General features: G+C 39.2%; 15 protein-coding genes. 11 read left to right on the forward strand and 4 right to left on the reverse strand.

What is annotated here, in order from left to right; translation table 11 throughout:
* The first annotated feature begins 222 nt into the window (after positions 1 to 222).
* On the forward strand, positions 223 to 1,752 hold the full coding sequence (gene pntA, locus SJ312_RS03980) for a Re/Si-specific NAD(P)(+) transhydrogenase subunit alpha (RefSeq protein WP_004254837.1): 1,530 nt from the start codon (positions 223 to 225) through the stop codon (positions 1,750 to 1,752).
* A 13-nt stretch (positions 1,753 to 1,765) separates the two neighbouring features.
* Positions 1,766 to 3,154 (forward strand): Re/Si-specific NAD(P)(+) transhydrogenase subunit beta, encoded by a 1,389-nt coding sequence (gene pntB / locus SJ312_RS03985; RefSeq protein WP_094960629.1) that lies wholly within the window; start codon positions 1,766 to 1,768, stop codon positions 3,152 to 3,154.
* A gap of 131 nt (positions 3,155 to 3,285) precedes the next feature.
* Here pntB and SJ312_RS03990 read toward each other — a convergent pair whose 3' ends face one another.
* The gene (locus SJ312_RS03990) at positions 3,286 to 4,482 is read right to left on the reverse strand and encodes an MFS transporter (protein WP_110591690.1); all 1,197 of its coding nucleotides are present in this window, start codon (positions 4,480 to 4,482) and stop codon (positions 3,286 to 3,288) included.
* Positions 4,483 to 4,651: 169 nt separating this feature from the next.
* Here SJ312_RS03990 and SJ312_RS03995 point away from each other — a divergent pair, with 169 nt between their 5' ends.
* Complete coding sequence (locus SJ312_RS03995; protein WP_004254827.1) at positions 4,652 to 5,275, forward strand: TetR/AcrR family transcriptional regulator; 624 nt, start codon at positions 4,652 to 4,654, stop codon at positions 5,273 to 5,275.
* A 70-nt stretch (positions 5,276 to 5,345) separates the two neighbouring features.
* On the opposite strand, the gene uspE is transcribed toward SJ312_RS03995, so the two are convergent.
* A complete protein-coding gene (gene uspE, locus SJ312_RS04000; protein WP_036957775.1) occupies positions 5,346 to 6,293 on the reverse strand; it encodes a universal stress protein UspE in 948 nt (315 codons plus the stop codon).
* A gap of 125 nt (positions 6,294 to 6,418) precedes the next feature.
* A complete protein-coding gene (locus tag SJ312_RS04005; protein WP_004254821.1) occupies positions 6,419 to 7,174 on the reverse strand; it encodes an FNR family transcription factor in 756 nt (251 codons plus the stop codon).
* 364 nt (positions 7,175 to 7,538) lie between these two features.
* Between SJ312_RS04005 and SJ312_RS04010 the strand changes: the two genes are divergently transcribed.
* The 5 genes from SJ312_RS04010 (at position 7,539) to SJ312_RS04030 (ending at position 13,150) form a co-directional block, all read left to right on the forward strand.
* Positions 7,539 to 8,549 carry an NAD(P)H-quinone oxidoreductase gene (locus tag SJ312_RS04010; RefSeq protein WP_094960611.1) on the forward strand — a complete coding sequence of 337 codons (1,011 nt, stop codon included), beginning with the start codon at positions 7,539 to 7,541 and terminating at the stop codon, positions 8,547 to 8,549.
* A 404-nt stretch (positions 8,550 to 8,953) separates the two neighbouring features.
* Positions 8,954 to 10,894 carry a pyridoxal phosphate-dependent decarboxylase family protein gene (locus SJ312_RS04015; protein ID WP_319867238.1) on the forward strand — a complete coding sequence of 647 codons (1,941 nt, stop codon included), beginning with the start codon at positions 8,954 to 8,956 and terminating at the stop codon, positions 10,892 to 10,894.
* A 20-nt stretch (positions 10,895 to 10,914) separates the two neighbouring features.
* Positions 10,915 to 12,123 carry a tyrosine transporter TyrP gene (gene tyrP, locus SJ312_RS04020; RefSeq protein WP_164565300.1) on the forward strand — a complete coding sequence of 403 codons (1,209 nt, stop codon included), beginning with the start codon at positions 10,915 to 10,917 and terminating at the stop codon, positions 12,121 to 12,123.
* A gap of 279 nt (positions 12,124 to 12,402) precedes the next feature.
* On the forward strand, positions 12,403 to 12,954 hold the full coding sequence (locus SJ312_RS04025) for a PadR family transcriptional regulator (RefSeq protein ID WP_004254808.1): 552 nt from the start codon (positions 12,403 to 12,405) through the stop codon (positions 12,952 to 12,954).
* The gene (locus tag SJ312_RS04030) at positions 12,947 to 13,150 is read left to right on the forward strand and encodes a hypothetical protein (RefSeq protein ID WP_004254804.1); all 204 of its coding nucleotides are present in this window, start codon (positions 12,947 to 12,949) and stop codon (positions 13,148 to 13,150) included. Before SJ312_RS04025 ends, SJ312_RS04030 begins: the two co-directional genes overlap by 8 nt.
* Before the next feature lie 224 nt (positions 13,151 to 13,374).
* Here SJ312_RS04030 and SJ312_RS04035 read toward each other — a convergent pair whose 3' ends face one another.
* Positions 13,375 to 15,120, reverse strand: coding sequence for an ABC-F family ATP-binding cassette domain-containing protein (locus tag SJ312_RS04035; RefSeq protein WP_110591693.1), 1,746 nt, complete (start codon positions 15,118 to 15,120; stop codon positions 13,375 to 13,377).
* A gap of 413 nt (positions 15,121 to 15,533) precedes the next feature.
* On the opposite strand from SJ312_RS04035, the gene SJ312_RS04040 reads away from it, so the two are divergent.
* The 3 genes from SJ312_RS04040 to rbbA all read left to right on the forward strand — a co-directional run bounded on the left by SJ312_RS04040 (position 15,534) and on the right by rbbA (position 20,204).
* A complete protein-coding gene (locus SJ312_RS04040) occupies positions 15,534 to 16,010 on the forward strand; it encodes a GNAT family N-acetyltransferase (RefSeq protein WP_036957770.1) in 477 nt (158 codons plus the stop codon).
* 370 nt (positions 16,011 to 16,380) lie between these two features.
* Positions 16,381 to 17,451: an HlyD family secretion protein gene (locus SJ312_RS04045; RefSeq protein ID WP_036957769.1), complete on the forward strand. Its 1,071-nt coding sequence runs from the start codon at positions 16,381 to 16,383 to the stop codon at positions 17,449 to 17,451.
* Complete coding sequence (rbbA, locus tag SJ312_RS04050; protein ID WP_096863711.1) at positions 17,448 to 20,204, forward strand: ribosome-associated ATPase/putative transporter RbbA; 2,757 nt, start codon at positions 17,448 to 17,450, stop codon at positions 20,202 to 20,204. The genes SJ312_RS04045 and rbbA overlap by 4 nt, the downstream gene beginning before the upstream one ends.
* Positions 20,205 to 20,208 lie beyond the last annotated feature (4 nt).

Here is a 20,208-nt window from a genome sequence, read left to right on the forward strand (position 1 = left end):
ATCCAGTATTTTATTGACCTAAAACTAAGATTTTCACTGCGAATTCCATTTACTGTCTAAGAATCGTGATCAATTATGGATCAAGAAGCTTATTTTCAGTAGGTTATTAGAACATTAAAAATCTGTTTAGGCACAAAATAAGACTTTTCTCTGTGATGACAGTCATTATTTTAGCAAACACTCTATTAACAACATTACGTTAGGCATTAAAAAGGGAACATTATGCGTATTGGTATACCAAGAGAACGACTTGCCAATGAAGCGCGTGTTGCAGCTACACCATCTACAGTAACTCAACTTCTTAAGTTAGGTTTTTCTGTCTGTGTAGAACAAAATGCGGGTCATTTAGCCAGTTTTGACGATGTAGCATACGAACAAGCGGGGGCGGAAATCGTTGATCGTGATACTGCATTTGCTGCGGATATCGTTTTTAAAGTCAACGCGCCACTGGATGATGAAATTCCTCTATTAAAAGAAGGAGCGACTCTGGTGAGTTTCATTTGGCCAGCACAGAATGCTGAGCTAATGGAAGCTTTAAAAGCTAGGAAAATTAACGTGATGGCGATGGATGCGGTACCACGCATTTCACGTGCTCAATCACTTGATGCGCTTAGCTCAATGGCGAATATTGCCGGCTACCGTGCAATTGTTGAAGCTGCTCACGAATTTGGCCGTTTCTTTACGGGGCAAATTACGGCTGCAGGTAAAGTTCCTCCAGCGAAAGTCATGATCATCGGGGCTGGGGTTGCAGGCCTTGCTGCGATTGGCGCTGCTGGTAGTTTAGGTGCCATTGTGCGTGCCTTTGACACTCGTCCTGAGGTAAAAGAGCAAGTTCAGAGTATGGGGGCTGAATTCCTTGAATTAGATTTCAAAGAAGAGGCCGGTAGTGGCGATGGCTACGCCAAAGTAATGTCAGAAGCATTTATTAAAGCTGAGATGGAACTGTTCGCTGCACAAGCGAAAGAAGTCGATATCATTGTAACTACGGCACTGATTCCAGGTAAGCCTGCACCTAAATTGATTACCAAGGAAATGGTTGAATCAATGAAGCCGGGAAGTGTGATTGTAGACTTAGCGGCGCAAACTGGGGGGAACTGTGAGTTAACCCAAGCTGACAAGCTGGTTGTGACTGACAATGGCGTAAAAATCATTGGTTATACCGACTTACCAAGCCGTTTACCAACACAATCATCGCAGTTATATGGAACAAACCTCGTTAACTTGATGAAGTTATTGTGCAAAGAGAAAAATGGTGAAATAGACATTGATTTTGAAGATCTGGTAATTCGTGGGGTCACTGTGATTAAACAAGGTGAAATCACTTGGCCAGCGCCCCCAATTCAGGTATCTGCTCAGCCGCAGGCGAAACCGCAAGCGGTGGAAAAAGTTAAAGCGCCTGAGAAAAAGATGTCACCGACGGTAAAATATGGCTTGATGGCATTAGCTATCATCTTGTTTGGTTGGTTTGCTAATTCAGCACCAAAAGAGTTTTTATCGCACTTTACTGTATTTGCTTTAGCTTGTGTGGTTGGTTATTACGTGGTGTGGAATGTGACTCATGCATTGCATACACCGTTAATGTCAGTCACTAACGCTATTTCAGGGATCATCGTCGTGGGCGCCTTGCTCCAGATTGGCAGCGGTGGCTGGGTAAGCTTCTTATCCTTTATCGCCATATTGATCGCGAGTATCAATATTTTCGGTGGGTTCACTGTAACTCAACGCATGTTAAAAATGTTTCGTAAAGGGTAAGGGGTAACTTATGTTGTCGAGTGGAATTGTGACAGCAGCTTACATAGTTGCTGCTATCCTATTTATTTTCAGCCTTGCGGGGCTATCCCGTCATGAAAGTTCCCAACGTGGGAATACTTATGGCATTATCGGGATGGCTATCGCCTTGATAGCCACTATTTTAGGTCCTCACAGTGCTAATGTGGGCTGGATGATCGTTGCGATGGTCATTGGTGCTGTCATTGGTATTCGCTTAGCGAAAAAAGTTGAAATGACAGAAATGCCTGAGCTGGTGGCTATTTTACATAGTTTCGTCGGTTTAGCTGCAGTGCTGGTTGGTTTTAACAGCTTTATCGCCAGTGAAGGGCATGCTGATGTTGTGATGGAAAACATTCACTTAACTGAAGTTTTCTTAGGGATCTTCATTGGTGCAGTTACCTTCACTGGTTCAGTAGTCGCTTATGGTAAATTATCAGGGAAAATGTCATCAAAACCGATGATGTTACCTAATCGCCATAAACTGAATTTGGCGGCGTTAGTGGTTTCATTTATTCTGTTAGTGATTTTTGTTAAAACAGAAAGTGTCGGCTTGCAAGTCTTCTTGATGCTAATTATGACCGCGATAGCTTTAGCTTTTGGCTGGCATTTAGTCGCTTCAATTGGTGGAGCGGATATGCCAGTGGTGGTTTCAATGCTGAATTCGTATTCAGGTTGGGCTGCTGCAGCGGCAGGTTTTATGTTAAGCAATGACTTGCTGATTGTCACAGGGGCATTGGTCGGTTCTTCAGGTGCGATTCTGTCCTATATTATGTGTAAGGCGATGAACCGTTCGTTTATCAGTGTTATTGCAGGAGGCTTCGGTACAGATGGCTCTTCAACAGGCACAGAAGAAGAAATGGGTGAGTATCGCGAAAGCACCGCAGAGGAAGTCGCTGAAATGTTGAAAAACTCAACATCAGTAATTATCACTCCGGGGTATGGTATGGCGGTAGCACAAGCACAATATCCTGTTGCGGATATCACCACTAAATTACGTGAACGTGGTATTAATGTGCGTTTTGGTATTCACCCTGTAGCTGGGCGTTTACCTGGCCATATGAACGTATTATTAGCCGAAGCTAAAGTACCTTATGATATCGTATTGGAAATGGATGAAATTAATGATGATTTCTCTGATACCGATACCGTTCTTGTTATTGGTGCTAACGATACGGTTAACCCAGCGGCTCAAGAAGATCCAAACAGCCCAATTGCAGGTATGCCAGTTCTTGAAGTTTGGAAAGCAAGCAATGTTATTGTATTTAAACGTTCAATGAATACTGGCTATGCTGGGGTACAAAACCCATTATTCTTCAAAGAAAATACACAGATGTTGTTTGGTGATGCAAAAGATAGCGTTGATGCAATCTTACGTGCATTGTAATTTAATGAGTTACTAATTCATTTCAAAATAATTAGTAAAGTAAATAAGAAGGGGTGATTGGTTAATTCCAGTCACCCCTTCTTGATATTTGAGAGTTAAATCAGTTTATGTGATGCAGTCTTACAAACGCATCATTTGAGGCAAAATCGAGCGCAATTGGTTAGCCCTCGAGCAAAGGTAAACACTAATAAAAATGCTAGTGTAGATATAGTCAGCATGCTCATCATGAGAACTCCGCCATTGAAATGGTCCATGACGTATCCTCCTACTAGACTGCCAATAGTAATTAGAATTAAAAACATAAAGGTAATAAGGGCGGAACCTTTCTCGGTTAATTCTGGAACATGAACGTGCATCCACATATTGATTGTTGCAGGAACCATACCCGCAGCGATCCCCCATGAAGAAACAAATATGATACTGGTCGCCCAATTAAAATCTAAAACAGATAATGCGAGAAAAGCTAAGGCTAATAAAAGAGCACTAATCGCGAAATTATAACGAACATTATATTTTCCAACATAACCCGCCAGTATATTGCCAACTACGCTGGCCACTCCAAAAAAGAGCAATAATGCTGAAATTTGTCCTTCGATAAAACCTGCGGTTTGTTTAAAGAACACCGTAAAATAATTATACGCAGAGAAATGTGCTAAAAAAATCAGTGTGAATATAATTAACCCTTTACGCGCAATAGGGTGCGAAGGCATCAATAACAATTCCTTCCATTGCATAGACGAAGAAGGTTTTAATGATGGTAAAGAGAAATACTGCATTAAAAACGCGACAGCACCTGCAATAACCAGCGCAATATAAGGCATTCTCCAACCATAATTATCAGATAACCAAGCGCCTAGAGGTACTCCGAGCACGGTGACTAATGTGACGGCCGAAAAGAATATTGTTACGGATGTGGTAATTGACATATTTTTAGGTGCTAGACGTATCACTAAGCCTGCTGCAACTCCCCAAAAACCCCCTAGTGCAATTCCTAATGCGAATCGACCTAATAAAACCAAACTAAAATTAGACGCGAAAGCCGTAATTGCATTAGCTAATATCATGAGAGCAACTAAGAAAAGTAAAACTTGGCGTCTATCGATATTCTTTGCATAAATGGGGACAAATAGGGAGGATGCCATACCTGCGATAGATGTGACAGTGACTGTAAGTCCTGCGGTACCTGTTGATATTTGAAAATCATAAGCGATGTTATTTAGCACACTAATGGCTAAAAACTCACCAGTAACAATAATGAAGCAAGCAAAAGTTGCAGATAATAGTGAAAGCCAGTTACCATTATGCGAAGAAATATGAGTTGTTGTCATGCGCTTTCCATGAAAGTTAAGTAGTTTACAAAAAAGAATGATTTTATAGTGACCGCTATAAAATCATGGCGCTATTGTTTATGTGAATTTAGACGTTGTCAATTATTTTTATAATGATCACTATAAAATAGTTGTGGTATAGTGAATTGACTGCGAGTAAAGTGAGAATATGAATCAAATAAAACGCGGGCGGCCTAAAGGCTTTGACCAACAAGATGCACTAGCTAAAGCCATGCTATTGTTTTGGCGAAATGGCTATGTTGCAACCTCAATTAGCGATTTAACTCAAGAGCTAGGTATCACAGCGCCTAGCCTTTACTGTGCTTTTGGTGATAAAGCATCGTTGTTTAATCAATGTATTGATTATTATTTGATGAATGAAGCTTGTCCTATTTTGTCTATTGTAAAGCAAGCCAAAACAGCGAAAATTGCAATTGAATTGCTGATGTATGAAAGCGCTAAAAGGCTAATTCAGCCAAATAAGCCTGCAGGTTGTATGCTGATTACAGCGACAATGAATGGGTCAAAGCAAATCGAAGATGTGCAATTAAACGTCCAAGAAAAACGGAAAAGTTATCAGGAAATTCTACTGGCACGTATGCGTAAAGGCATTGATGATGGTGATGTTGCTCCAGATGCGCCGATTGAAGCTATCGTTGATTTTTATATAACGGTAATTGATGGTTTTACCATACAAGCTTGTGATGGAATTGATCTTGAAAGACTTAATCAAGTCATTTTTAATGCTATGCAAGCTTGGCCGATACTTAGTCAAAGTTCAGTTCAGCAATAACTTAGCCATGATTAAATTAAGTCCCAATAACATAAATATTATTGGGGCTTAATAAGTTTTAGATGATTAGCTAATCATCATCAGCAGGGTTGATAGGACAAACAAAACCGTCAGGTTTAATCGCTAATAAATCACATTTTAGCTTATCGATGACATGCTCCGCGGTATTCCCCAAAAAAGCCGCTGAAATGCCTGTACGGCCCAAAATACCCAGAACCACAACCCCAGCGTGCAATTCTTCACACATATCTGGAATAATTTTTTCAGGTAATCCTTCACGGACATGGGTATATTTTTCATCAATCCCAAATTTTTGCCGCAACTCTTTCATAGCAATTAAATGTTGGCCGCGTAGTGCGTTGTTATATAGGCTCGGGTCGAAATCAGGTAACTCTATGGCAATATTCATAGGAGCAACAGGATATGCACTCACTAAATGGATTTCCTGTTCCTTAATAATGCGAGTTGCTAAATCTTTTGTTTTTTCGACCAATTTGATATTGAGGTCATCGTGATAAGATTCCTCATTTGATAAGTTAACGGCGACAACCACTGAACCGTGATCAGGCCATACTTTGTCTTTTACCATCCAAACGGGAGCAGGGCATTTTCGGAGTAAATGCCAGTCTAGTGGGGTAAAAATAATCGACTCAAAATTATCGGTTTGATGCGCCATTTTCAGTAACAGGTCATGTTCGCCATTTATTACTTCCTGAATAATGGCCTCATATGGCTTGTTATGCCAAATAACTTTAATTTCAATATCAATGCCCGCTTCAAGATAGAAATGAGCTTGTTGTTTGATCCACGCTGCTTTTTGGCTTATTACACCTTTGCGCATGGCATTACGTTCTTCAGGAGAAAGTAAGGTTGTCATGTCATAGGAAAGGTCGTAGATAGGCAAAAACGCTTTTATCCGTCCACCATTACGCTGCACGATGTAGACAGCACGTCTTAATGCAGGTTGATCATCCTGATTTGGGTCAATTGCAACTAGCAGGTTTTTATAGTTTGCCATATTGAAATCCTCTCGATACACGGATATTTCCATATAGATAAACTATGATATTGAGATTAAATAGGCAAGAAATCTGGAGAAAAAAATGAAAACGGATCACTGATAACGTGATCCGTTTAGGGATATTAGCATGTAATTGCTGAAACTTTACCAGCGATATCAGTCAGTTTAGCCATATCCTCGATAGTGATGTACTTACCTTTAACACTTAGCATGCCACTTTTTTGGAAACGTCCTAAAAGGCGACTAATGGTTTCAACTGTTAAGCCAAGATAATTACCGATATCTCCACGAGTCATGGTTAATCTAAATTCTCTTGGTGAAAAACCACGTTCCGCAAAGCGGTGAGAGAGGTTAAGAATAAATGCAGCTAAACGCTCTTCCGCATTTTTCTTAGATAATAAAAGGATCATTTCTTGATCACCTTTAATTTCACCGCTCATTAAACGCATAATTTGCTGACGTAAATTAGGCATTTTGCCTGATAAGTCGTCTAAGGTTTCAAAAGGTATTTCACAAACCATTGAGGTTTCAAGTGCTTGTGCAAAACTTGGGTGCTGTGTATGAATGATAGCATCAAAGCCAACAAGGTCTCCTGCTAAGTGAAAACCAGTAATTTGCTCATCGCCTTCTTCGGTTATTGTATAGCTTTTTATTGTACCTGAGCGGATGGCATATAATGAACGCAATTCATCGCCTGCTTTAAATAAAGCTTGGCCTTTTTGAATTGGTTTTTTGCGTTCGATGATATTATCAAGTTGATCCAGTTCATGTTCATTCAGCGTAAAAGGAATGCAAAGTTGGCTAATACTGCAATCCTGACAATGAATAGCACAACCACCAGACTGGATGCGACGAACAACTCTTTTTTCTGGGATCATATTTAAGGCTCAATCAAGTTAAAATTATTGATATGAGTCAATTTTAACATAAGATAATGCAACTAGTAAGTAGTAATGTATGACAGAATCGACTTAATAAACAAAAAAGCCAATCAGAAGGCATGTGAGAAATTAGTGAATTTAGATATTCATGCTAAATTAAAGAAGATTACTAAGTATATAATTTGATATAGATTAAATTTTAGCCTCTAAACGATAAAAAGATGACTTACATCATCATAGTAGTTACTACTCTAAACTGTCGTAATTAAGCACGAAATATTAAACTAATTAGCATTAATTTAACACAAAAATAAATTTAGGAATATCAATTTTTCAAATTAACCTCAAAAAGGAGAATATAATGGCACTTATCCAACAGTCTTTACCCACCTCGATGACAGTTGTAGACATTATAGAACCTGGTGGACCAGAAAAGCTGCGATTAATTGATATACCGTTACCTAGAATTTCTGCAGGGTATTTGCTCGTTAAGGTGGAAGCTGCGGGGGTTAATCGCCCTGATATTTTTCAGCGTAAGGGGTCTTATCCTCCACCGGCAGATGCTTCACCGATTATGGGGCTTGAAATTGCAGGAACTATAGTTGCCAAGGCGGATGATGTAGAGGAATGGCAGCTCGGAGACAAAGTTTGTGGACTGGTTGCCGGGGGAGGTTATGCAGAATATTGTTTAGTGCATAAAAACATAGCCTTACCGTTAGGGAATTTATCTTTTATCGAGGGTGCAGCGATACCTGAAAACTTTTTCACTGTTTGGGCAAATGTTTTTCAAATAGGCAAACTTAAAAAAGACGAAACGGTACTTATTCACGGTGGAACATCGGGAATTGGTAGCGTGGCGATTATGTTAGCAAAAGCCTTTGGCGCAACAGTGATTACTACTGTTGGTTCAGAAGACAAAGTTCAAGTTGCAAAATCGTTAGGCGCAAATTGTGTTATTAACTACAGAAACGATGATTTTGTTGAAGCAACACTCAATTATACCTCTTCTCGAGGTGTTGATATGGTCGTAGATATTATCGGTGGTGATTATGTTGCGAAAAATTATCAAGTTGCTGCTAAATTTGGACGAATAATTCAAATTGGTATGATGAAAGGTAACCCTAAAGAGTTAAATATGATGCCTTTAATGGTAAAAAGATTAACTCATACGGGATCAACAATGCGTTCTCGAACTATTGAGGAAAAAGCAGTGATTGCCCAAGAACTAAAGAAACAAGTCTGGGGATTGTTACAAAATGGTGAAATAAAACCTATTATTAACAAAACATATCACTTGTCTCAGGTGCGGAGTGCCCATGAATATATGGAATCAGGTGATCTTGTTGGGAAAATTGTTTTGCTAAACAGTTAATTGGATTTACTTTCTGCGGTTTTCACTATTTAACTTTAGTTCTTTAAGAGCAGTGAAAATCGCACTATCTATAACAAATTTTTTACATATTCAAGCTTTTTCAGCGTAAAAATCTCTTTACAGTTGAATAAATTTTGTTTTTTTGTGCTTGTCCACAAATCAGAATGAAATTCCCATTAGTTTATTAATAATTTAATAGAAATAGATTATATCTATAAATAAGTTGGCCATTAACGGTTTGTTTATCAATAATTAATGCTTAAATGATATTTTTAAATGTATATCATTAATATATTGATATCTTTTATATAAACACAGCCCGTTATGCACTTTCCAATGATATTAAGTTAAGTAACTTAAGTGCAATTAGCACCCGTTAATTGTAGTTTGAAGGTGTAGTAATGATAAATAATTTTAAAAATTCAAAAATAAATGTAGATGCATTATTTTTAGGTCCTAAATCTGAAAATGCTGTCTTTTTCAAAGAAATGATGGAGTATTCAGTTAGTGAACATATGCATTGGCGTTCCAGCTATCATCCTGAAGATCCTGATCTTATCTCTACTGTTGACCGTTATGCTCCCGAGTACCGAGATACGCTTTATCGTACTGAAGGCATTCTTAATCAACTCTCTTCAAAATTAAAAACAACATCGGTTCCATGGTTCTCCCCCCGTTATATGGGGCATATGAATGCAGATACACTGATGATTTCTAATTTGGCTTATGTCATGGCGATGATGTACAACCCCAATAATTGTGCACAAGAATCTTCACCAACGACAACAGTTTTAGAAATAGAAGCCGGGTTAGATTTATGTGCCATGTTTGGTTATGACGTACAACATGCTTGGGGACATATTACATCTGGTGGAACGGTTGCTAACTACGAAGGTTTATGGGTAGCTAGAAATATTAAAACGTTGCCGTTAGCGATTATGCAGCATCCAAAATCCCAATACTTGCTAAAGGATAAAACTGAAAAAGAGTTACTCAATCTCTCAGTTTCCGCGGTTCTAGATTTAATTGACGAGTTAAAGAAACAACAAATTTTTGAGGAAATTCGTGATTTAACCTGCCGTGGTGTTGGAATAGAACAAGGAAAACTCGGTAAGTTATTGGTACCGCAGTCTAAACACTATTCATGGATGAAAGCGATGGATATTCTTGGTTTAGGCCAACAGAATATTGTGCAATTACCCGTTGATGCAAGTTATCGAACAGATGTACGTAAAATGCGTGAAACGGTATTTACATTAATTGAGCAAGGGGAGCCAATTTTAGCGGTAGTTGCCGTTGTTGGTACCACAGAAACTGGCGCAATAGACAATGTCAGAGAAGTTATTGAGCTACGACGTGAATGCGAGCAACGTTTTGGGGTTTCTTTTTATGTGCATATCGATGCTGCTTACGCGGGATACGCTTGTGCGATGTTTCGCGATGAAGAAAACCAATTTATGGAGTATGAGAATTTACTCCAACGCTATCATAGTGAAGGGATTTTTCCTGAAAATATGTTGTGGCCAAAACGTGATGTTTATGAAAGCTTTAAAGCATTAAGCCAAGCGGACTCGATTACCGTTGACCCTCATAAGGTGGGGTTTATTCCTTATGCGGCAGGTGCAATTTGTATGAAAGATAAGCGGATTGTGGATTTAGTTTCTTACCATGCCGCTTATGTATTTGAAGAGGTTCAAGAAAAGCAGCGTAAAACAGAAAAAACACAAAATGTATTATTGGGCTCATCTATTATGGAAGGGTCAAAAGCGGGCGCAACCGCAGCAGCGGTATGGGCTGCACATCGCTTAGTTCCGTTAAATGTTTTAGGGTATGGAAAAGTGATTGCAGGTGGGGTCATCACTGCCAATTGGATGATTGATAAAATTAATCAATGTGAGCCTTTTATTATTGAGGAACGTCAATTTTCAATTATAGCGATGCCAACGCCCGATTTTCACATGATTAACTTTATGTTTCGTGAAATTGGCAACACCTCTTTAGAAAAACAAAATCAATTAAATAAACGGTTATATGAATTATGCTCTTATGCGGCAGGCCGGAGTTATTCTAATGATTTTCTCACCTCATCAACCTCGCTAACTTATGAAGAATATGGCGATAACCCATTGAATCTATGTCGAGATGCACAATTCTCTGATAGTGAATGGCATAAAGTACGGTCGATTTATGTGCTACGGGCGGCAGTCATGACACATTGCCTGCGTGATAGGGCACATTTTGAAACCTATTGGGCAGAGTTAAAAAATATTTTTGAAGACAAATTACAACAACTCATTAATGAAGAAAATAAGTTAAATCACTCTAATTATAAAATTAATATTTAATTGATTGTTAGGATCTCAATATGAAAAATCGCACACTTGGTAGTGTATTTATTGTTGCAGGTACTACGATTGGCGCAGGTATGTTAGCCATGCCTATCGCTGCCGCGGGTAATGGTTTCTTAGTGAGCCTCGCTATGTTATTAGTGTTGTGGGCATTGATGTGCTACACGGCGTTACTTTTGGTCGAAGTTTATCAACATGAATCTCACGAAACTGGGATCGGTAGTGTTGCACAACGGTACTTAGGCTCTAGTGGCAAATTTATTACGGGTTTTAGTATGATGTTCCTGATGTATGCATTGACAGCAGCTTATGTCAGTGGAGCAGGGGAAATCATTACATCAAATTTGAAAAGTAGTTTTGCTATTGAAATGGCAGATTGGATGGGAATTGTTGTATTTACCGTCATTGGTGGGGGAGTTGTATGTTTCGGGACTTCATCCGTAGATTTTATCAACCGTATTTTATTTGCTGCAAAAATTGTTTTCTTAGTCATTATATTGGCATTAATGATGCCGCATGTTGAGCAACAAAATTTATTAGCTGCCCCAACTGAAAAAATACTTATTTTATCTGCTATACCGGTGTTTTTTACCTCCTTTGGTTTTCATGGTAGCGTCCCAAGTATCGTTAAATACATGGGGGGAGATGTCAAAAAATTGCGGGTTATTTTTATTATCGGAAGTGCTATCCCGTTGATTGCTTATATTTTATGGCAAATCGCAACATTAGGGAGTATTGGTACAACCACATTTGTTGGTATTTTGGCGGAAAACGCAGGGCTTAATGGATTATTAGATGCAATTAAAGATGTGGCTCAATCAGGAAAAACAGAGTTAATTGCACAAATGTTTATGAGTTTGGCGCTTGCGACATCTTTCCTTGGTGTTGCTTTGGGGTTATTTGACTTTCTAGCGGATTTATTTAAACGTCAAGATAATGCGTCAGGGCGTCTACAAACAGGTTTGCTCACCTTTGGACCACCACTAGTTTTTGCTTTATTTTATCCTAAAGGGTTTGTGATGGCGTTAGGGTATGCCGCAATCGCACTTTCAATACTGGCTTTATTATTACCTAGTGCTATGGCATTTAAATCAAGAACATTAAACCAACGGAAATATCAAGTGTTAGGCGGTGGATTAGGTCTTTCATTAGTATTTATTTGTGGAATTATAGTCATTGGTGTTCAGTTAGGGATTGTTTTCAACATATTACCTAATATTGGGTAATTGCACTTCGCTTCTATAGCCAGCCAACATACCGACGGCTGGCTTTATCACTTCAAAAATAGGTTAATTTCATATCTATTGCCAACTTTACTCAGTTAGACAATTTACCGCACATTTTTTACTGTTGTGTCGACATTTAGTCGGTATAATCCATATAAGAATGATTATCATTAGCACGTTATGCACAAAAATAGATATATCTAAAGCTGGCATTTTCTGTAAAAGTAACTATCATATTAGATATATCGGTTTTTATATAAATAACCACTGAGAATTTTAATGGCAAATGAACAACAACTCGAGCCGTGTTTGTGCAACGGTAAAAGTGTCAGTCGTATGTTTAACCCTAAACAGTTAAGGATTTATATCCTACATTTACTGACAGGGGGAATTAATTACGGTTATGAGTTAATAAAAAAAATTGCAGAAGAAACGGCAGGTTTTTATTGCCCAAGCCCAGGTGTGATATATCCAACTTTGACGTTATTAGAGGAGTTAGGGTTTATTTCGGCGGGTAAAGATAATGGAAAAGGGCGTAAGTGTTATGTCATAACGCCAGAAGGTCGCTGTTTTTTATTACTCAAAGCTGAAATATTGGCAGAAGTTCAACTAAAATTAAAATATGCTCAGGAATTAAAAGCAGGTAATCAATTCGCTAATGAAATTGAATGCGCTGTAGATAAATTTAAGTCATTGTTGAGACACCAAATCGTGATACAACAGTTGACGAAAGAAGAGACAACAAGAGTCGTTGAGATCATTAACCGAGCAGTGGAACGTATTGAGCAAGTCAATGCAGTGTTAGTGGCAGAGGGAAAATCAAATGGCTAAAACGAATGATATTATACAAGCAAAAGAGCGTTTATATATGAAAGAGACAAGCAAAATACCACAGAGCAACGCCCCGGTTTCATCTGAAAATGAACCGTCTGTGAAGACGAATAAAGACGTTAAATTTAAAGAGGTTGTATGCCCTAATGTGCCAACTTCATATTTTAAGCGAGCAAAGAAACAAAAAATAAAATAACCAATTAGATAGTTTACAAAATCTTTATTCACTTAAAAGACATAAAGAATAAACCTTATTTATTTTCTTATTGATGAACAACGCGACTCAGTCTTCTATTATTCCATCAATAAGGTAAATTTTAGGATGCATATAATTATTTTGTAAACTTTAGCTATGATCCTATATCAATATATAACTTCATAAAAAATCCCCTGATCACTTAACGTAACCAGGGGTATCGGTTACAAGCCCAATTTAGCGTGTATTTGGGCTATTTCGTTGATCCACTGCTGCTGTAATTGCGGTTTTTGGTGGTTTAATTTGCGTTTTTGATCCGCAAGTAGCTTTTGCTCCAATATCAGCAATGTTTCTAATAACTCATCTTCATGAGTAACTTCCTTACTGAGAATTTCAATCGTTGATTTAGAAGGGGCATTTTCCCCAAGCGTAGACGTTAACACTTGCTGGGATTGCTGCTCGATTTTATGATAAATATCATCAGCATTAAGGTATTCCTCTAGCCGATTATCATCGATAAACCAGAAGCGTTGGCAGCTATTTTCAATGAGCCATTTATCATGGCTTACAACCAATAATGCCCCAGAAAATAAGCTAATTTGCTCACAAAGTGCTTCCTTGCCTTCTAGATCAAGGTGATTGGTAGGCTCGTCCAATAAAATCAACTCATACTGAGCTAAACTTAAACCAATAAACAATAATCTAGCGCGTTCACCACCGCTCAGTGTTGCCACTTTCTGTTGGTGACGATTATAGGCAAACCCCGCTCCAATCAATGCCATTTTTCGTTGTTCATCGGTTAAAGGTGAAAAATGACGTAGTGCATCTAATAGGCTATCATTATCATTTAACTGCTCTAATTGTTGGTCATAATAACCAGCACGAATTGCTGGATGAAACTTCAATTGTGAGCTATAGCGTAAATTTTGTTGATAATGTTGCCAAAGTAGACGTAATAGTGTTGATTTACCACAGCCATTGGCTCCCATGATAGCGATACGATCACCACTTTTCACTTGATGAAATGCCGTTTTAAATAACTGATTTCCATTCGGTGTTGAAACAACGGTGTTTTCCAACTCTAAAACTCTATCTGCAGGAATAGCTTTGCCATTTAAAGCAAGCTTCCATTGATAGCCTTCAGTTAATTCGGTTTGGGCATCTTTAAGACGGTCAATATGTTTTTCCATCTGTTTGGCTTTGCGTGATAAGGCTTCATTGTCATACACATGCCCCCAAATCGCTAAACGCTTGGCACTTGATGCAATACGGTCAATTTCTTTTTGCTCTGCTTGATTACGGCGTGCATCAGTGATGTCTTTTTCACTTAATGCTTGCCGTGCTGCACTGCAAGGTAACCGATAAAAATGTAATGATTTATCTCGTAAAATCCAAGTACAGTTACTGACTTTATCTAATAACGATTGGTCATGGGAAACTAGCACAAAACTCCCTTTCCATGACTGTAAGAAATTACCTAACCAAATCAGTGTGGGCAAATCTAAATGATTACTAGGTTCATCGAGTAACAGTAAATCGGGTTGTTCAATTAAAGCACGCCCCAGCAGCAAACGTGTATGTTGTCCTCCACTGATGGCATTCGCTTTTTGTTCCCATTGTTCAGGTGTAAAACCTAATTCTGATAATAAAACTTCAGCCCGCCAGCGCTCAGTGACTTTATCTTGTTCAGGGAGTTTTTGAACAAGCGCATCAATCAGAGTCAAACAAGCGATTTCATCGGGTAAATGTTGTTCAATATAAGCAGTAACACAATGATTTGCATAGGTAATACTGCCACTATTAGGAAACAGTTGTTGGGTTATTAGCTTCAATAATGTACTTTTTCCACTCCCGTTATGGCCAATTAAACCAATGCGGTCACCTTGTTGGATGGTAAAAGAAATATCGCTTAATAAGGTAGAGGTTGAAGTATCGTAATTTAATGATTTTACAGTTAATAAAGTGCTCATAGCTTACTCAAATTTTAGGCGAAAAAACGCCAGGGTATAGTCGTAACGACAACCCAGTAAGCTGAGGGAAGATTTTCTTTAGTGGCTTCGCTCAGGCAGGGTTATCGCAGTATAAAACTGTGAAAGCCTGAGCTCTGGCGATTACCAAAGAAGTGTGAATATTCAATAAGATCACACAACAACATAAATTAGCCTCCTTAATATTCATTTAGTTAATCGATGAGAGAATTATAGCTAATATGTTATTTAACCAACAAGGTCCGAAAATGCGCTCTCTGATTATTATAGGAAAAAGCATATACAGGTATAAATGTTACTTATATCATGCGCGAAGAAATGAATAATATTGCTGTGAATTGGGTTCTTGCTATGTAGCGTTTAAAATCATGATTCAAAAAACAAGAGAGCCCCAAATGAACGTAGAAATAAAACCCGCAACATGTGATGACGCTGCTTTGATATTAGATATGATCATTGAATTGGCAGATTATGAAAAAGCACGTCACGAAGTTAAAGCCACGGTAGCTGATATTGAAAATTCCTTATTTGGAGCGAATTCAAGCACAGAAGCCTTAATCTGTTATGTGGATGGCCAGCCAGCAGGGTATGCCGTATTTTTTACGAGTTATTCAACATGGTTAGGGAATAATGGTATTTATTTAGAAGATTTGTATGTCTCCCCAGATTTTCGTGGCGCGGGTGCAGGAAAGAAGTTACTCAAGCATATTGCAGTGTTAGCCGTAGAACGAAAGTGCCAACGGCTGGAATGGAGTGTTTTAGATTGGAACCAGCCAGCAATTGATTTTTATAAAAGTATTGGTGCAGAACCGCAAGATGAATGGGTTCGTTACCGAATGGATGAAAAAGTGATTGCTGCATTCGCAAGCTAATATTTATTCATATTCAAACATCGTTGAATAAAGCCAGTAAATTAAGTTACTGGCTTTATTTTTTTATTTTGAATTAAATATGTACAATTAATGCCTTATCCTGATTTTTGTGAGTTTATTCTGTTTTTTTGTGACATAAGGCAACTAAACTTAAACCAAATATTGATAAAATGCCATTAAATTAAATAGATAGCCAATTTAATGGTAGTGCTAACACTTACTTGGCCAAGTTTTAAATAAAAATAATATTTTTAGTTTTAAGGGTATTTATTTCGTATAGAGACAGTTATGTCATTTTATTAATAATCACCAGGTTAATAATCAAAATAATTGTTGTTCCTTGTTTTCTCATTTAATGGAAAGGGATGGTATGAAAATAAATAAACAAAAAGTATCTTTTTACATCATTTTAATATTAATTATTGTTGCGGGTGGTTTCTATTACTGGAATGTTAATTCAGGTGGTCTACCCGCTGGATTCGCTCAAAGTAACGGCCGTATAGAAGCAACAGAAATTGATATTGCCACTAAGACGGCAGGACGTATTGAAACGATTAATGTAAAAGAAGGGGATTTTGTTAAAGAAGGGCAAGAACTTGCTCGTATGGATACGCGAGCACTCCAAGAGCAACTCCATGAAGTACAGGCACAATTACGCCAAGCCATCAGTGCAGTGACCACTGCCGAGTCTGCTTTAGCGCAACGTAAAAGCGAAAAAGTTGCAGCCCAGGCTGTTGTTCGTCAACGTGAAGCGGAGTTAGACGCAGCGCAAAAACGGTTAAATCGTTCTAGAGCTTTGGTGAGAACCAACGCCGTATCTCAGCAACAAGTCGATGATGATACAGCACAGATGCAAGGCTCTCGTGCAGCACTGGAAGCATCAAAAGCTCAAGTTGCCGCCGCGACATCAGCCATTGATTCTGCAAGCGCTGGTATAGTCCAAGCGAAAAACCGTGTTGATGCAGCGACAGCAACGGAACGCCGTATTATTGCGGACTTAGATGACAGTATTCTAAAAGCGCCAAGAAACGGGCGTATTCAATATCGTGTCGCTGAGCCTGGAGAGGTACTTGGCGCTGGCGGGCGAGTCTTGAACATGGTCGATTTAAGTGATGTGTATATGACATTTTTCTTACCGACTGAAGATGCAGGAAAAGTTGCCTTAGGCAGTGATGTTCACATTATACTTGACGCTGCACCAAATATCGTGATCCCAGCCAAAACCACTTTCGTGGCGAGTGTTGCTCAATTCACACCGAAAACCGTAGAAACACAAAATGAACGCCTAAAATTAATGTTCAGAGTGCGTGCACGAATTTCGCCTGAATTATTAGAGCAACATCTAGAATATGTGAAAACAGGGCTGCCCGGAAAAGCTTATGTGCGTTTAGACCCTAATGAATCTTGGCCTGCTGAATTAGAGGTGAGATTACCACAATGACCAATAAACTGATGGATGATGTGATTATCGATATACAACATGTCAGCCAACATTATGGTGACAATTGTGCGTTGGATGACATAGTACTTTCCATCCCAGCAAGAAAAATGGTTGGGTTGATTGGCCCTGATGGTGTAGGAAAATCAAGCCTGATCTCCCTGATTGCAGGGGCAAGAGTGATTCAACAAGGCCAAATAACGGTACTTGACGGTGATATGAGTGATATTGAGCATCGTAGAGCTGTTTGCCCTCGCATCGCCTACATGCCGCAAGGTTTAGGGAAGAACCTCTACCATACGTTATCTGTTTATGAAAACGTCGACTTTTTTGGCCGCTTATTTGGCCAATCAAAAGCTGAGCGTGAATATCGGATTCAGGATTTGCTTGAAAGTACAGGGCTTGCGCCATTTAAAGACCGTCCAGCAGGCAAGTTATCAGGAGGGATGAAACAAAAGCTTGGGTTATGCTGTGCGCTAATTCATGATCCCGATTTATTAATTTTGGATGAACCTACTACAGGGGTTGACCCGTTATCTCGTGCGCAATTTTGGGATTTAATTGACCGCATTCGTTTGCGACAAACCAATATGAGCGTTTTGGTCGCAACGGCTTATATGGAAGAGGCCGAACGCTTTGATTGGTTAGTGGCAATGGATGATGGCAAGGTGCTCGCTACAGGTCATGCATCTGAATTAAAAGCCCAAACTCAATGTGATGATCTTGAAGCTGCGTTTATTGAATTACTACCTGAAGAAAAACGCAGTGGCCACAAAAAAGTCGTGATCCCTCCACGTGATACCACAGAAGACAATATTATTGCTATTGAAGCCCAAGACCTAACTATGCGTTTTGGTAACTTCGTCGCTGTTGACCATGTGAATTTTAAGATCCCAAAAGGGGAGATTTTTGGTTTCTTAGGGTCTAATGGCTGTGGTAAATCAACCACTATGAAAATGTTGACGGGTTTATTACAAGCCAGTGAAGGGCAAGCATGGCTATTTGGTCAAGAAATAGATCCGAAAGATATCGAAACACGCAAGCGTGTCGGCTACATGTCGCAAGCATTTTCACTATATAGTGAATTGAGTGTTGAGCAAAATCTCGTACTTCACGCCAAGCTTTTTCATATAGCTGAGGACAAAATTCCCCAGCGAGTGGACGAAATGTGCCAGCGTTTTGAACTTGATGATGTGCGAGACGTAATGCCTGACGATTTACCTTTGGGGATCCGGCAACGGTTATCTTTAGCTGTCGCAGTTATTCATGAACCTGAAATGTTAATCCTCGATGAGCCAACTTCGGGAGTAGACCCCGTTGCCAGAGATATGTTCTGGAATTTGATGGTCGATCTATCAAGACGTGACGGTGTCACAATTTTTATTTCTACGCACTTTATGAATGAAGCAGAGCGCTGTGACCGTATTTCACTCATGCATGCAGGTAAAGTCTTAGATTGTGATACCCCTGCTAACCTGACCAAAAAAAGAGGCCTTGGCACGCTTGAAGAAACCTTTATTGCTTATTTACAGGATGCTGTGGGGGATGCAGGACAAGGGCAAGAAACTGCCCCTGAGTTCCATGTTGACCCTGAACTGAAAGAACAAGCGACCGAAGCGTTAAAAAAACGTTTTAGTTTACGCCGGTTATTCAGTTATTCCATTCGAGAAGGGATGGAATTACGTCGTGACCCAGTGCGTTCAACACTCGCGTTATTAGGGACTGTAATTCTTATGTTTATTATGGGTTACGGTATTAGTATGGATGTCGAAAATTTACGTTTTTCCGTACTAGATCGCGACCAAACGGGGTTAAGTCAAGGATATACGCTGAACTTAGCAGGTTCACGTTACTTTATCGAACAACCACCAATCAAGGATTATGATGATTTAGAGGCTGGTATGCGTAGCGGTAAGATTACCGTTGCGATTGAAATTCCGCCTAACTTCGCAAGGGACGTTGCACGCGGCAATAACGTTAAAATTGGCGTGTGGATTGATGGTGCGATGCCAAACCGCGCTGAAACTGTGCGTGGCTATGTGCAAGCGATGCACTTAGCATGGCTAAGTACGATGGCTGCTCGCCAACCCGTTGGCGTTGCTGGTATGCCAGCTATCGACATTGAAACCCGATATCGTTATAACCCAGATGTTCGTAGTTTACCGGCGATTGTTCCCGCAGTTATTCCATTATTATTAATGATGATCCCCGCAATGCTTAGCGCGTTGAGTGTTGTTCGGGAAAAAGAGCTTGGTTCGATTATCAATCTTTATGTCACCCCGATCACCAAATTAGAGTTTTTACTTGGAAAGCAGCTCCCTTATATTTTATTAGGCATGTTTAACTTTGTATTACTTTGCATACTGTCCGTCTATATATTTGGTGTTGAATTTAAAGGTAGTTTTCTGACGTTAACCTTGGCCGCATTTTTGTATATCAGTATTGCAACAGGAATGGGGTTATTAATTTCATGCTTTATGAAAAGCCAAATTGCAGCAATTTTTGGTACTTCTATCATCACTCTGATACCAGCAACACAATTTTCAGGAATGATTGACCCAGTTTCATCATTGGAAGGTATTGGCCGCTGGGTTGGGATGGTTTATCCAACATCACACTTTTTAACTATCACGCGAGGAACCTTCTCTAAGGGACTAAATTTATTCGATTTACAGTCATCGTTTATCCCATTACTGATCACTGTTCCATTGGTTATTGGGCTCAGTGTTTTATTCCTGAAAAAGCAGGAGGCATAGCGAT

The sequence above is a fragment of the Providencia sp. CIM-Carb-044 genome, from assembly GCF_033901115.1.
Classification (GTDB): Bacteria; Pseudomonadota; Gammaproteobacteria; order Enterobacterales; family Enterobacteriaceae; genus Providencia; species Providencia hangzhouensis.

What these genes read in the sequence shown, in the direction of transcription:
- pntA (WP_004254837.1), top strand. Translation starts at nt 223, where the DNA reads ATGCGTATTGGTATACCAAGAGAACGACTTGCCAATGAAGCGCGTGTT.
- SJ312_RS03990 (WP_110591690.1), bottom strand. Translation starts at nt 4,482, where the DNA reads ATGACAACAACTCATATTTCTTCGCATAATGGTAACTGGCTTTCACTA.
- SJ312_RS03995 (WP_004254827.1), top strand. Translation starts at nt 4,652, where the DNA reads ATGAATCAAATAAAACGCGGGCGGCCTAAAGGCTTTGACCAACAAGAT.
- uspE (WP_036957775.1), bottom strand. Translation starts at nt 6,293, where the DNA reads ATGGCAAACTATAAAAACCTGCTAGTTGCAATTGACCCAAATCAGGAT.
- SJ312_RS04005 (WP_004254821.1), bottom strand. Translation starts at nt 7,174, where the DNA reads ATGATCCCAGAAAAAAGAGTTGTTCGTCGCATCCAGTCTGGTGGTTGT.
- SJ312_RS04010 (WP_094960611.1), top strand. Translation starts at nt 7,539, where the DNA reads ATGGCACTTATCCAACAGTCTTTACCCACCTCGATGACAGTTGTAGAC.
- tyrP (WP_164565300.1), top strand. Translation starts at nt 10,915, where the DNA reads ATGAAAAATCGCACACTTGGTAGTGTATTTATTGTTGCAGGTACTACG.
- SJ312_RS04025 (WP_004254808.1), top strand. Translation starts at nt 12,403, where the DNA reads ATGGCAAATGAACAACAACTCGAGCCGTGTTTGTGCAACGGTAAAAGT.
- SJ312_RS04030 (WP_004254804.1), top strand. Translation starts at nt 12,947, where the DNA reads ATGGCTAAAACGAATGATATTATACAAGCAAAAGAGCGTTTATATATG.
- SJ312_RS04035 (WP_110591693.1), bottom strand. Translation starts at nt 15,120, where the DNA reads ATGAGCACTTTATTAACTGTAAAATCATTAAATTACGATACTTCAACC.
- SJ312_RS04040 (WP_036957770.1), top strand. Translation starts at nt 15,534, where the DNA reads ATGAACGTAGAAATAAAACCCGCAACATGTGATGACGCTGCTTTGATA.
- SJ312_RS04045 (WP_036957769.1), top strand. Translation starts at nt 16,381, where the DNA reads ATGAAAATAAATAAACAAAAAGTATCTTTTTACATCATTTTAATATTA.
- rbbA (WP_096863711.1), top strand. Translation starts at nt 17,448, where the DNA reads ATGACCAATAAACTGATGGATGATGTGATTATCGATATACAACATGTC.